The organism is Salegentibacter sp. (genome assembly GCF_041642575.1).
Taxonomy (GTDB): domain Bacteria; phylum Bacteroidota; class Bacteroidia; order Flavobacteriales; family Flavobacteriaceae; genus Salegentibacter.
The window spans coordinates 15,400-29,811 of the sequence record NZ_JBEPWD010000016.1 but is presented as its reverse complement, the minus strand read 5'-3'; the positions used below and the strand labels follow the sequence as shown (position 1 = coordinate 29,811).

Genomic DNA, 14,412 nt, shown 5'->3' with positions numbered 1-14,412 from the left:
AATCTCGGTGATTGTTTCTTAGGAGAAGGAAATTTATGACCTTCATCATTGATTATGGGTTTGAATAAGGCTATTTTTAAATGATTGAGTTTTAGAAGGGAGGTTGGAGATTAATTATTTGAATAGAATGCTATGGCTTATTTAAAATTACTGACCAGATACATAAAAGATGCGGTCTACGGGGCAAATGATGGGATCATAACAACTTTTGCCATTGTTGCCAGTGTAGAAGGTGCAAATTTGGGTAATACGGCCATTTTGGTTGTGGGGTTTGCATCCTTATTTGCAGATGGCTTTTCCATGGCTTCTTCAGACTTCCTGGCAAACAAAGCTGAATTGGCCAGAAAAAAAAGCAATAACCTGGAGGAACAGGAAAAACATAATCCCAAAATTGCAGCCTTATTTACTTTTTTGGCTTTTGTAATTGTTGGGATAATACCACTTGCACCATATTTTTTTATAGCTCTTACCTCAAACTCTTTTGTCTTTTCAGGCATAGCTACCGGTTTGGCTTTATTTGGGGTTGGGGCATTGAGGACAAAACTTACCGGAGGCAATCCTTATCTGGCTGGAGGGGAGATGCTGCTAATTGGAGGGGCTGCGGCTGCTGTTGCTTTTTTTATTGGAGGCTTGATCGATCAATGGCAGTAAAACGGAGTTTTTTACGGTTAAACTATTCTTTCCGTATTAAAACATTTCCACTCATTTCCTGAGGAATTTCGATGCCCATCAATGAAAGAATGGTAGGGGCAATATCGCTTAATTTTCCGTCATGCAATTCAATGTTTTCGTCAATGCCTAAAACAATACAGGGAACAGGATTTGTGGTATGGGCAGTAAACGGGGAACCATCAGGATTTTTCATTTTATCGGCATTACCATGATCTGCAATGATAATTACTGCATAATTATTTTCCAATGCAGTTTCCGCTACCGCTTCAGCACAGGAATCTACAGTTTCACAGGCTTTTTTTGCAGCCTCCATATCCCCGGAGTGGCCTACCATATCAGGATTGGCAAAATTCAGGCAGATAAAATCGGCTGTTCCTTTTTTTAATTCGGAAATGATTGCATCTCGTATTCCTTGGGCACTCATTTCGGGTTTTTTGTCAAATGTAGAAACATCGGGGGAATCTATCATGATCCTGTTTTCCCCTTCAAATTCTTTTTCTCTTCCTCCACTAAAGAAATAAGTGACGTGTGGATATTTTATTGTTTCAGCTATTCTTATTTGTTTCTTGCCCTCCTTTGACAATACTTCACCTAGAGTATTATTAAGATCATCTTCTTCAAATAATACCGGTATATTTTTAAATGTTTTATCATAGCGGGTCATCGTAATATATCGAAGGTCCAGTTTTTTCATGCCTTCCTCCGGAAAGTTCTTTTGAGTAAGAGCTTCAGTAATTTGGCGGGAACGATCGGTGCGATAGTTAAAGCAGATCACCACGTCCCCTTCATCAATGGTTGCTAATGGTTCTGTATCTTCCGTTAAAAGTATTGGTTTTAAGAATTCATCAGTTTCATCTTCTTCGTATTTTTCCTTTAAGGTTTCTTTCCATTTTTCATCTTTAACTTTTGTTTCAGCCTCTCCGTTTACCAGCGCTTTGTATGCTATTGCGGTTCTGTCCCAGTTTTTTCCCCTATCCATAGCATAATAACGGCCCATAATGCTGGCTAATTTCCCGGTGGTGTTTTTAAAATGCTCCTGTAAGCCTTCAATAAAGCCAATTCCGCTTTTAGGATCGGCATCGCGGCCATCAGTAAAAGCATGGATATATACTTCGGAAACATCCTGTTCAGCTGCAATGCTGCAAAGTGCCTTAAGGTGATCTATATGTGAGTGAATGCCCCCATTAGACACCAGACCCATGATATGAACTTTTTTTCCTTTTTTTTTGGCATAATCAAAAGAATCTATCAGCACTATATTTTTGTTGAGGTTGGCATCTTTAATCGCCAAATTAATTTTCACCAGGTTCTGATAAACTACCCTACCAGCACCAATATTAATATGGCCAACTTCAGAATTCCCCATCTGGCCTTCCGGCAGACCAACTGCGATACCATGGGTTTTTAACTGTGTATGTGGCTGTTCTTTCCAGATCCTGTCCATAAACGGCGTGTTTGCCTGTACAATAGCAGATCCCTCTTTTTCCCCTTCAGGGGCTATTCCCCAGCCATCCAGGATCATTAGTAATACTTTCTTTTTCATCTTATTTTAATAACTGTTTCAAAAACCAGTTTACAATCTACGTTTGGATTATTTTGAACTTTCTTTGGTTTTTTATTTTTCACTGAGCCATTTGAATATCTTTTCGACATCTTTTTTGCGGCACAATTCTGTCCCGGGTGTTATTGTTGCGGCAGTTCCTGCGGCTACTCCCCATTTTACTGCATCCAATAAGGCATCTCCACGGGAGAGAGACAAAATCATCCCAGCCACCATTGAGTCCCCGGCACCAACTGTGCTATCCTGTTTGACGGTGGGAGGTACCACATATTCAATAGTGTCTTTAGTTACTACCATGGCTCCTCGCGCACCCAGGGATACTACCAGGATGTCTGCTCTTCCTTCGTTTATTATCTTTTTTGCAACCTCTTCCTGTTCCAGGCCCGAGATTTCCTCTTTTTCTGCCAGTGTACTTAGCTCACCTAAATTTGGTTTCATTATGCAAACCCCCATTTCCGCAGCTTTCACCAGAGCCTTTCCTGAAGTGTCAATTACGCATTTAATATTTTTGCTTTTAGCAATTTCAGCTATTGTTCCGTAGAAATCATCCGGTGCATCCGGAGGCAGACTACCGCTGGCAACCAGATATTTTACATCATCGGGGAGATTCTTAATTACTTCCAGGCAATCCTCAAGTCCTTTCTTGCCCACCTTTGCTCCAGGCATCCCGAATCTGTATTGGTTTCCGGTTGAACTTTCTACAACCATCAAATTTTCACGGGTAGTTTTTTTTATCGTGATGCGCTGTTGATCTACTTTTTCCTTTTCAAGCAGTTCTTCAATTTTTTGTCCTACAGTACCACCGCCCGCATAAACTGCCAGGGAATCGCCTCCAAGGATCTTTATAGCCCTTGAAACATTAATTCCACCTCCCCCTGGATGATAAAGTGGTTCTTCACATCGTAATTTCTTTTGCGCTTGCAGTCTATCTATAGACGTGCTTTTATCCAGTGCCGGATTCAGGGTTAAGGTTACAATTTTCATAATCGTTTTATTTTTTGATTATTAAAACATCTTATTTATTTAAGTTTTATTAGCTCGCATTATTTTTACTCATTTGATACCTAAAAGTCTTTCCTTATTAATTTAATCAATTGAATAATGATTAAAGGCAGTATGCTGGTAATTGTTATTAATCCCCAGATGCGCATTTCAAGTTCATGAAAAGAAAGAGCCTCCGAAATAGCGGGAATATGGTAAGCTGCCACTAATACCGCAAAGCAGAAAGCGAGGGCATACCAGATAAATTTATTACGGGTAACCTGGTTGTTAAATATATTTTCTGTGGCCTCCCGCATATTGAACACGTGAAGCAATTGAGCAAAAGCAAGGCTGAAGAAAGCTACATTATTGGTGATCTCTTCCGATTCTTCCCATACAAAATGTGCATATAAATAGGCGCCGGTTATGCAGATTGTAAGGATTACCCCATATAGCGCAACCTGGATCCAGTTCTTTTTGGTTATTAATGGCTCCTCAGGATCTTTAGGTGGTTTTTTCATGATGCCAGGGTTTCCTTCTCCCACGCCAAGTGCAAGGGCAGGAAACACATCTGAAAGCAGGTTTAGAAAAAGCAATTGTAGGGGGAGCAAGGGTAATGCAAGTAATCCAAAACTTATTGAAGCAATTATCAGAATCTCGCTTAAGTGATAAGATAATTGATAAATTATGAATTTACGGATATTTCCAAAGATTATTCGGCCTTGTTTGATGGCTTGTACAATAGATTCAAAGGCGTCATCCTTAAGAACCATATCAGAAACTTCCTGGGCTACCTGGGTTCCGCGTTTTCCCATAGCAATACCTATATTGGCTCTTTTAAGCGCCGGTGCATCATTGATTCCATCGCCGGTCATACCAACTATTTCTCCGCGTTCCTGAAAATGTTTTATGAGGCTTAATTTCTGGGAAGGATCTACTCTCGAGAAGATAGAGATGTCAGTAAGACCGGAATCTTTTTCATTTTCCAGCTTGTCTTTGAGGTCTTTTCCATTTATTATTCCTGAATTCTTATCACCTTTACTATCATAAAGTTTAACCTGTTCCCCAACGTTTCGGGCTGTACCGGGATGGTCACCAGTTACCATTATTACTTTAATCCCTGCTTCTTTACAAATTGTAATAGCCTCGGCCACTTCTTTTCTCGGCGGATCCAGAAAACCAATCAAGCCGGTAAAAGTTAGATCTTGTAGAAATTCTTCCTCCTCAGGAAGAGAATCGGTCTTTTTGTAGGCAAATCCTAATACCCGCAAACCTTCATCCGAAAGTTCATCATTTTTGTTGTTCCAGAATTCTTTGTCTTTCTCTGTGAGTTCTTTTTCTTCACCATCTTCCAGTACTCTTACAGATCGTTTTAATATAGCATGGGCGGCTCCTTTTCCTGCAACATAAAATCCTTTTCCGTTTTCATCCTCATTAACCGATCCCATTACCATAGATTCCGAATCGAAGGGATCATGCATTTCCCTTTCAAGGTTGCGGAATTCTTTATAACGTTTTTGACTGAATTTTCTAGTGTAGTTGAGGAGAGCTATTTCCAAAGGATCTCCCTCTCCTTTACCACTTTCTTCTTCTCCATTTTCACCACCATTTTCATCACCATTTTCATCTTCCTCTTCCTGTAATTCTTCTTCCTCTTCTTCTTCGATTATTTCTTCGTCATCCCAATCGTTGCTATCTTTATTATTGCGTTTTCTGTTATTTTTCTTTTTAGAACTGTCTTTTTCTTCTTCTTCCTCTTCTTCTATTGGTGTTGTGTTTTTCCGAATGTGAATATCTACTCCTTCGTCATTGGCCGAAATTTCAATATCCATATCACTTTTCTTTCGGTTTTCTTCCTTTTCTGCCTTTTGTACATTGACATTAATGTCTATTTCTTTTTTCTTTTGATCATCCTGAAGGGTCTCTTCTTCCGGGTTTTGTTCCTGAGTCTCTTTCGTATTATTCTCTGATGATTTTTCTACTGAATCAGTTTTAGATGAAGAAGTTGTTTTAGACTTATCTTCAGATTCAGCAGCAACTGCTGATTTTCCTTTTTTCTCATGTTTTGAAGTTTCCTGCTGATCTGCATCACTATTTTCTTCAGAAGATTCCTGATTTTTCTCGTGAACTTCTTCTTCTCCTTCCAGGGTAGCATCATTGGCGAGCACTGAAATTTTAAGGATATGCTCAAAATTGCTGTTTTCTTCGGGAGCTTCTTCTTCTTTCATTTTGGGCCGCTTTCCGGTATGCCAATCGACACTCATTCGAACATCGCCAGGAAAATAGAAAGTGTTTACGGTAAGTTGGTTTTTAGTGAGGGTTCCGGTTTTGTCGGTAAAAATAACGGTGGTTTCCCCAAGCGTTTCTACTGCTTCAAGTTTCTTGACAATTACATTTTTCTTTGCCAGCCTAAGCATTCCTCTGGCCAGGGCAATACTGGCTACAATTGGAAGTCCTTCAGGAATCGCGGCAATTGTCCAGGCAATGGAAGTTTGAATTAGAACATACAGTTCTTTTCCAGAGAGATACCCGAAAACAAGAAAAGCTAAAGCCAGGCCTATTGTCACAAAAATTAAGTGCCTGGTAAGTTTATTAAGCTTCTGGTTCAATGGGATCTCGTCCTTTTTTTCTTCACCAACCATGGCCGAAATACTTCCAAGTTCGGTGTCCATACCGGTACGATATACCACAGCTTTGGCTGTGCCTTCTGTGACGGCGGTTCCTTTATAAAGAATATTCGTTCTATCGGCAACCTGTGTTTCTTCCTCAATAGGTTCTGTAGATTTTGACACTGGAACGGATTCGCCGGTTAAAGGAGATTCATCTATTGCTAATTCGGTTGCTTCTAAAATCCGGGCATCAGCGGCAATTAGATCTCCTGATTCTACCAGCAAAATATCACCGGGAACAATTTCTTCGGCATTAATTTTTTTTGTCTGTCCGTTTCGAATCAGCCTTGCCTCGATCTTATCCATCTTCTTCAAGGCTTCCATAGATTTTTGGGCTTTAAACTCCATCCAAAAACCTATAACCGTATTTATTACGAGCACGATTATTATGGCTATACCTTCCGCGAAATCACCAAATACAAATGCCAGTAAGGCTGCTGCTGTTAAGAGGTAAACAATTGGGTTGTTTAATTGAGCGAGGATTATCTGCCAGATGCTGCGTTCTTTTTGTTCTTCCAGAACGTTTGCTCCATATTCTTTTTTTCTCTTTTTAACTTCCTTATCTGAAAGGCCATTTTCAGAATCTGTAGAAAGTTCTTTTAAAACTTCCTCTCCGGTTTTACCATAGGAATTATCAACAATTTTAGGTTTTTCCTTTTTTGCCATTTAAAATGCTTTTAAACTAATTTACTCAGAATTGGTGTCTGCTAACAGCGAAAACTCCCTTACTTCTCCATGTTTAAATTCATGAATTTCATCTACTACGCCAATATTCACTTTATTGCTCCAGCCTTCTTCAAATGAAATTTTAAGTCTTGTGTGATCCACCGAAAAGAAAATCCAGTGGTTACGGTATTTTACCCGCATGGAAATCTTTGAAATGTTTTTAGGCAAGTTTGGTTTAATCCAAAGGGCATCATCTCCAACCTCCAGCCCGGCGAAATTTCGTTGTATGAGATCAAGCGAGCCAGCCATTGCTCCAAGATGAATACCTTCAGGGGTAGTGCCTCCCTGAATATCTTTAAAATCGCTGATGATAAGTTGCTGAAAATTATCCCAGGATTCTTCTTTATCGTATTTTGAAAGAATCCAGGAGAATACCAATCTGCTAAGGGTAGAACCATGAGAAGTACGTTCCCGGTAATACTGAATGTTATCCTTTATTCCTTCTTCAGAAAATTTATAACCTAGTTTCTCAAAAATAGTAATGATCTCCTGTTTGGAAAAAAGATAAAATAGCATCAGAACATCGGCTTGTTTGCTGGCTTTATAATTGTTTGTAGAATCACCTTCTTTTTCCAGAACCCGATCCAGGCGCTGAATATTATTGTATTTCTTTCGATATTCCGCCCATGGAAACTCTTTCAGATTTTCGTAGTCTTCAAATTGACTGATAATTTCATCCTTGATAAAAGGGACATAAATATTTCTGCTTATTTTCTCCCATTTTTCACATTCTTTAGTATTGATCCCCAGTTCCCTTAGTAATTCCCTTCTCCTGCTTTTTTCAATAAGTTCCAGAATATCTACAGCTTTTTGCAGCACCCAGGCTGCCATTACATTTGTATAAGCATTATTCTTTAAGCCTTGCTCCTCTGAATCGGGGTAGGAGGTATGATATTCGTCGGGACCTACAACGCCGTGGAATTCATAGCGTTTTAGTTTTTTATTATAGATAGCCTTACTTGCCCAGAATAAGGCAATACTCAGGAAAATTTCCGCACCAAAAAAGGAGAGAAATTGCCTGTCTTCAGTAGCCAGGTAATAATTCCAGATGTTATAGGCAATCGTAGAATTCACATGCCGTTGCAAATGCGTGTTATCAGGGAGCCAGTTCCCCGATTCGGGATTGAGGTGCAGGACCTGGCTTTCTTCTCTTCCGTTGCTTCCGCTTTGCCAGGGGAACATGGCCCCTTTATATCCTTCTTTTTGGGCGGCATACCGTGCCTCATCAAGACGATCGTAACGGTACATCAATAAACTACGGGTTATTTCGGGAAATCGGAAATTGAGAAAAGGAAAAATATACAGTTCATCCCAAAAAATATGACCCCGATAAGCCTCTCCATGTATTCCTCTTGCAGGTACTCCTACATCCATTCCAATGGTATTTAAAGAAACAGTTTGGAGAACATGAAAAATATGTAAACGCGCAAGATTTTGTACTTCTTTATTGCCAATAATTCCAATGTCGGCATTGGGCCAGAGTCTTTGGTACCCATGTTCATGACGGGATAGGAGGTTTTTAAAACGCTTTGCTCTTATGATATCTTTAGAAGCTTCCAGCGCGGGTTCACTTATAGCCCTGTCCCGACCGGTGTAAATGGCAACAATTTTTTCAATTTGATATTCCTTTTTTTCTTCTACCGAAAAGCTAAGAGTATGGTCAATATACCCTCTTTTCTCTGTAAGAACCTTTGAAACTTTTTCAGATTTTCCTTCGCAGTAGATCTTAGTGCGGGCGGCTTGGGCCATAGTAATTTGAGACTGACGGGTTTGAACTTTTAGCAAGATGCCATCATCGTTTATTTCCTCGGTGCCAAGCGGTTCTAAATGATTACTCTCCAGAGCTGAATATCGGTCTACATTATCATTAATAACCCTGCCGTTAAGTGCTGACTTAATTTCAACTTTTCCGCTCCAGTTTTCGGGGGTAAAAGACCATTGTATTCCTGCCAGATGTTTATCAAGCATACTCACTACACGACGGCTTAAAATTCTGGTTTGGCGGCCCTGGGCATCTTCTACTCGGAATTCACGTTCCAAAACCCCATTTTTCATTTCCAGCCTCTGCTGGTAATAATGGATTTTAAATTTGTCCAGATCAAGCCATTCACCATCTTCCACCCTAAAACTTAAGAAAAGCCAGTTGGGAAAGTTTACAAAATCTTCATTCTCTATATTTCGGCCTGAAATTTCTGTTTTTGCCCTGTTGAATCCTCCTAAAATATAAGTGCCCGGGTAATTAAATTCATCCTGGTTTTTTTCTTCTGCAGCACCTCTGGTGCCTACAAAACCATTCCCCAGGGTGCACAGGGCTTCCCTTAGTTTTTGTTCCTCAGGCTTCCAGTTATTGTATGTAATTCTGAAAGTTCCACCAGACTGTGATTTCATAAACGGACGTTTAAAAGTTATTTAAAATGCTCATTTAATTTTCTCAAAAAACCTGTTACTTCCTGTGTGTCTTTTAATCTATAAGAGGCTGTAGTCATTTCATCGTGAGTGCCAACAATAATCCCCAGGCCTTTTCCCTGGATGGCTTCAAAACCATCTTCATCGGTAATATCATCTCCTATAAAAACAGGGTAGAACTGTTTTGGATTCCAATCAAGATTCTCCAGCAGCCAGTCCAGGGCCCTTCCTTTATGCCAGTCTAAATTGGGTTTAAGTTCAATAATTTTTTTCCCTAAACCTTTTTTAAGGCTTTCGTGTTTCTCCACTTCTTCAAAGACGATGTCCTTTAAAGTGGGAATGTCCTTTTGGTCTACATTGCGATAATGAACAGCGATGGCATATTTTTTTCGCTCTACTTTTGCTCCGGAAATATCCCTGAGTTTTTCTTTTAAATTCTTTTCTGCCTTGTCCAGGCTGGGGATTACCTCATGTTCAGACTCGTGTTGCATTTCCAGATCATCGGGTCCTGTGATATCAAATCCATGGCTGCCGGCATAATAAACCGAGTCTATCATAACCTTAGACTTTAAATCTTTTCTGTCCCGGCCACTTACTATAGAAACCGGAATATTTTGAGAAAGATGGATAATAATCTCTTTGTTTTCTTCAGATAAAAGAGCATCATCAGGATTAGAAACAATGGGCGTTAAGGTTCCGTCATAGTCCAGAAATAAAGAAGGTTTCTTTTTCCCCAGAATCTCAAAAATATCCTGAATGTTTTCCAGGGCATTTGGCAAATCTTCAGGGGCTCTTTTATTTTCCATTTGCTATATTTTTCAGTTCAGTCAATTTTTTCACAACGATATCGGCTCCGGCCTTTTTTAGCGATTCTGATTTTTCGTTGCGATCTACACCTACCACCAGGGCGAATTGTCCTTTTTTACCTGCTTGAACCCCCGAGATTGCATCTTCTATAACTATGGTTGATTCTTTTTTAGCACCGAGTTTTTCAGTGGCGTTCAAAAAAATATCCGGTGCCGGTTTCCCTTTAAGGCTTTCCTCTTCAGAGACTATACCGTCTACCCGTATTTTGAACATAGTTGTGAGACCAGCGCTTTCTATTATGTATTCGCAGTTGCGACTAGAGGAGATAACGGCTAATTTTTTGCCTTCTTTTTTCCAGATTTCTAGCATTTCAGCCGTGTCTTCAAAAACCTCCACCCCATCTTTTTTAATAGTATCAAGAAAAATCTTATTCTTTCTTTTTGCTAGACCATTGACGGTATTTTTTTGGGGCTCATCATCTGGATCACCCTCCGGAAGTTCTATCTTTCTTGATTGGAGAAAGCTTCTTATTCCATCTTTTCGAGGTTTTCCATCAATAAATTCATGGTAATCTTTGGTAATATCAAGTGGCCTGAAATTTTCTCCCTGCTTTTCTTTTAAAAACCCATCAAACATTTGTTTCCAGGCTTTCGCATGAATGGTGGCAGTTTTGGTTATCACCCCATCCATATCCAACACTACAGCATTAAATTTTAAGTTTTGGGATTCTTCCATTTTCCTTTCCGTTCTTATTGACAAACTCCTTTATTGACTTGCATTAAGATAATTATAATTTGTAAGACAAGTGCCTGAATTCGAAGGATTAGAATTATTTTAACGGAATTTTTATTCAGAATAAGAAATAGGGAAGAAATTCTCCTTCAATGGTAAATTTTCTGGCAATCAGAAATAAAAAAACCTGCAGAGTATTAAATCCTGCAGGTTTATTCTTTTATTTTTATTTGGTTTAATCCAGGAATTTCAAATCGACGTAAAACTCCTTATCATTTAAGGTAATATCATTTTTGTTTTTCACCTTCTGGGATAAGGTTTTCCAATTTGTAGTAGGATTAAGACGAATTTCCTTCTCATTAATGAAAACATCCACAGGCATGCTAAAATTTTCTACATCGGCTTTCCAGCGATAGGAAATTTTACCGTCTTCTTTTTTCAACTGAAGTTGAGGTAAGGCTGCATGTCTAAGGTACTGATCAAAAACCGGTTTCAGGTCTACTTCAACAGCATTATTAAAAAATTGCTCAACCTGCTCGGTATCTATGGTTTGGTGTTTATAGGTTTCAGTGTAATCTTTCAGGGTTTTCCACCATAACTCATCGTCGTCATAAATACTTCTGATGGTATTAAGAAGGTTGGCGCCCTTGGGGTACATGTCACCTGAACCTTCGCTATTCACGCCATAATCCCCGATTATAGGTTCTGAATTCCCAATCCCGCGCCTTGTACCTTTTAGGTATTCTAAGGCTTCTTCTTTCCCCCAGCGACATTCAATATAAACGGCTTCAGTATAAGAGGTGAAACCCTCGTGAATCCACATATCAGCAATGTCGTTGGCGGTGATGCTGTTTCCATACCACTCGTGTCCCGATTCGTGGATGATGATGAAATCCCATTTCAGACCAATTCCGGTTCCCGAAAGATCGTTGCCCAGGTAGCCCATCATATACTCGTTCCCGTAGGCTACAGCGCTTTGATGTTCCATTCCTAAATATGGAGTTTCCACCAACTTGAACCCGTCTTCCACGAAGGGATATTCCCCGAATTTCTCATAGAAACAATCCATCATAGGTATAACCTCTGCAAATTGTTTTTTCGCTTTTTCCAGGTTGTATGGCAAAACGTAATAATCGAGTTGCAGATCTTTATAGGAATCTGAAAAATGCTCGTAATTCGCGATGTTTATCATCACGTTGTAATTGTTGATGGGATTCACGGTTTTCCAGCTCCACTGAGTAAAACCATCCCCGAGATCCTTTTCTCCCAAAAATTGACCGTTGGAAACATTCATTAGTCCGTTAGGAACTGCGATATCCAGCTGAACTTCTTCCGGCTCATCGCTTTGGTGATCTTTGTTGGGATACCAGAGGCTGGCTCCTGTTCCCTGGACCGCAACACCAATCCAATGATCTCCATTTTCATCTTCGTCCCATACAAAACCACCGTCCCAGGGCGCATTTTTCGCAACAGTAGGATGCCCTGAATAATGAAATTCAATAGAATCAAGTGTGTTTTTAGGTAAGGCTTCCTTCAGATCCACAAAAACAGCATTGTGTTTCCTTTCATACTGAAGTTTTTCTCCCCGGTGTATAATGGAATCAACCTTCATGTTTTTAAAGAGATCTATTTGAATTGTAGGCAACTCTTCCTCAGGAATAAAACTAATGGTATTAGAACCTGAAATAAATTGTTTTTCAGGTTCAACTTTAAGTTTCAGATGATATTTCTGAACATCATAAGCTCTTTCGGGCCGAAGGGAGCCTCTAAGAGTATCGGCTTCGGTATAATTTCCTTCTTTATTGGTCAGCACCTGTGCAGACACTGAAGAAGTAATTAAAAATGTAAGCGCAACCAGGAATATATATTTCATAGAATTTTTATAAGTTCATTAAGTTTGAAGTACGCCCATGTTAAAATCCTTTTGAATAGGAGCGTGGTTTGCCGCTTCAATTCCCATGGAGATCCATTTTCGGGTATCCAGTGGATCGATGATGGCATCCGTCCATAATCGGGCAGCTGCATAATATGGAGACGTCTGTTCGTCGTATCTGGATTTAATCTTATCGAAAACTTCTTTTTCCTTTTCCTCATCAACTTTCTCACCTTTTTTCTCCAAAGCGGCGGTTTCAATCTGAGCGAGCACTTTTGCCGCCTGAGTTCCACCCATTACGGCTAGTTCGGCACTAGGCCAGGCTACAATCAACCTGGGGTCATAAGCTTTTCCACACATGGCATAATTCCCGGCACCATAGGAATTCCCCATTATTACAGTGAATTTTGGTACTACAGAATTACTCACCGCATTCACCATTTTGGCTCCGTCCTTAATAATTCCGCCGTGTTCGCTTTTACTGCCTACCATAAATCCGGTAACATCCTGGAGAAATACCAGAGGAATCTTTTTCTGATTGCAATTGGCAATAAATCGGGTTGCTTTATCGGCCGAATCAGAATAAATCACTCCTCCAAACTGCATTTCCCCTTTCTTGGTTTTAACAACCTTTCGTTGATTTGCAACAATTCCAACAGCCCAGCCATCAATGCGGGCATAGCCTGTTATAAGCGTTTGGCCGTAGCCTTCTTTATATTCTTCAAATTCTGAGCCATCCACCAGACGGGAAATAATTTCCCTGACATCATATTGATCGCTGCGTTTTTTTGGGAGAATTCCATAGATGTCTTCGGGTTTTTCTTTAGGCTTTACAGCTTTTTTATGGCTGAATCCGGCCTTATCAAAATCCCCCATCTTATCCATAATATTCTTAATACGGGTAAGCGCGTCTTTATCGTCTTTGGCTTTGTAGTCTGTAACTCCGCTGATTTCAGAATGGGTAGTAGCTCCGCCCAGGGTTTCATTATCTACAGATTCCCCAATAGCGGCTTTTACCAGGTAACTTCCGGCTAAAAAGATACTTCCGGTTTTTTCCACGATTAGCGCTTCATCGCTCATAATTGGCAGGTAAGCACCACCGGCAACACAGCTTCCCATCACGGCGGCGATCTGGGTTATTCCCATAGAACTCATTACCGCATTATTTCTGAAAATTCTTCCAAAGTGTTCTTTATCGGGGAAGATTTCATCTTGCATGGGAAGGTAAACCCCGGCACTATCTACAAGATAGATTATGGGCAGACGGTTCTCGATGGCGATCTCCTGGGCTCGAAGGTTCTTCTTTCCGGTGATTGGAAACCAGGCTCCGGCTTTTACAGTGGCGTCATTAGCCACGATTATGCATTGTTTTTCAGAAACGTATCCAATTTTCACCACCACTCCACCTGAAGGGCAGCCTCCGTGTTCCTCATACATTCCATCACCGGCAAACGCACCGATTTCGATAGAATTTTCAGGATCATCCAGCAGAAAATCTATGCGTTCCCTGGCCGTCATTTTTCCTTTGGCGTGGTGTTTCTCTATTCGTTTTTCCCCGCCTCCAAGATGTGTTCGTTTAAGTTTATGTTTTAATGAAGATACCAGGAGTTTATTATGGTCTTCATTCTTATTAAAAGTCATATTCATATTATCTTTTTTCTGAAGTAAATGGATTATTCTTTATTAAAATTTCAGATTTTAATTTAAATGTTGTCTCTATTTTGGCTAAAATACAAAATAGGTGGTATTTTTAAACTCTAATTTATACTCAAAAAAACCCGATATTTGTAGTAAAGAATTGATTATGGGAATGAATAAAAATACCATCTTCGGATGGGCCTCCTTTGCAACGTTTATAATTGGGGCGGCTCTGGTTTTGCTTGGCGTTCTTAAATATATAGATTACGCCATAGGTTTCTCGGTGGTTGGCATTGGGTTTTTTGCGGTTTCCTGGGCTTTTAACGCACTAAAAGGAAGGGTTTAAA

At 39.9% G+C, this 14,412-nt stretch carries 10 protein-coding genes; 2 read left to right on the top strand and 8 right to left on the bottom strand.

Going from position 1 to position 14,412, the window contains the following annotated elements; translation table 11 throughout:
• Positions 1-132: 132 nt before the first annotated feature.
• On the top strand, positions 133-651 hold the full coding sequence (locus tag ACESK1_RS04765; RefSeq protein ID WP_372918448.1) for a VIT1/CCC1 transporter family protein: 519 nt from the start codon (positions 133-135) through the stop codon (positions 649-651).
• A 22-nt stretch (positions 652-673) separates the two neighbouring features.
• On the opposite strand, the gene gpmI is transcribed toward ACESK1_RS04765, so the two are convergent.
• The 8 genes from gpmI to ACESK1_RS04725 all read right to left on the bottom strand — a co-directional run bounded on the left by gpmI (position 674) and on the right by ACESK1_RS04725 (position 14,074).
• The gene (gpmI, locus tag ACESK1_RS04760; protein WP_372918446.1) at positions 674-2,215 is read right to left on the bottom strand and encodes a 2,3-bisphosphoglycerate-independent phosphoglycerate mutase; all 1,542 of its coding nucleotides are present in this window, start codon (positions 2,213-2,215) and stop codon (positions 674-676) included.
• A 72-nt stretch (positions 2,216-2,287) separates the two neighbouring features.
• Positions 2,288-3,217: a 1-phosphofructokinase family hexose kinase gene (locus ACESK1_RS04755; RefSeq protein WP_372918444.1), complete on the bottom strand. Its 930-nt coding sequence runs from the start codon at positions 3,215-3,217 to the stop codon at positions 2,288-2,290.
• A gap of 80 nt (positions 3,218-3,297) precedes the next feature.
• Positions 3,298-6,549, bottom strand: a complete 3,252-nt coding sequence (locus tag ACESK1_RS04750; protein WP_372918442.1) for a cation-translocating P-type ATPase — start codon at positions 6,547-6,549, stop codon at positions 3,298-3,300.
• Positions 6,550-6,570: 21 nt separating this feature from the next.
• Entirely contained in the window at positions 6,571-8,997 is a 2,427-nt protein-coding gene (locus tag ACESK1_RS04745) for a glycoside hydrolase family 65 protein (RefSeq protein ID WP_372918440.1), read from the bottom strand.
• A 17-nt stretch (positions 8,998-9,014) separates the two neighbouring features.
• Complete coding sequence (otsB, locus tag ACESK1_RS04740; RefSeq protein ID WP_372918438.1) at positions 9,015-9,821, bottom strand: trehalose-phosphatase; 807 nt, start codon at positions 9,819-9,821, stop codon at positions 9,015-9,017.
• Positions 9,811-10,581, bottom strand: coding sequence for an HAD family hydrolase (locus ACESK1_RS04735; RefSeq protein WP_372918436.1), 771 nt, complete (start codon positions 10,579-10,581; stop codon positions 9,811-9,813). The genes otsB and ACESK1_RS04735 overlap by 11 nt, the downstream gene beginning before the upstream one ends.
• A gap of 208 nt (positions 10,582-10,789) precedes the next feature.
• A complete protein-coding gene (locus ACESK1_RS04730) occupies positions 10,790-12,427 on the bottom strand; it encodes a M1 family metallopeptidase (protein ID WP_372918434.1) in 1,638 nt (545 codons plus the stop codon).
• 18 nt (positions 12,428-12,445) lie between these two features.
• Complete coding sequence (locus tag ACESK1_RS04725) at positions 12,446-14,074, bottom strand: acyl-CoA carboxylase subunit beta (protein WP_372918432.1); 1,629 nt, start codon at positions 14,072-14,074, stop codon at positions 12,446-12,448.
• Between the two features lie 157 nt (positions 14,075-14,231).
• Here ACESK1_RS04725 and ACESK1_RS04720 point away from each other — a divergent pair, with 157 nt between their 5' ends.
• Positions 14,232-14,411: a CAL67264 family membrane protein gene (locus ACESK1_RS04720; protein WP_372918430.1), complete on the top strand. Its 180-nt coding sequence runs from the start codon at positions 14,232-14,234 to the stop codon at positions 14,409-14,411.
• Position 14,412 lies beyond the last annotated feature (1 nt).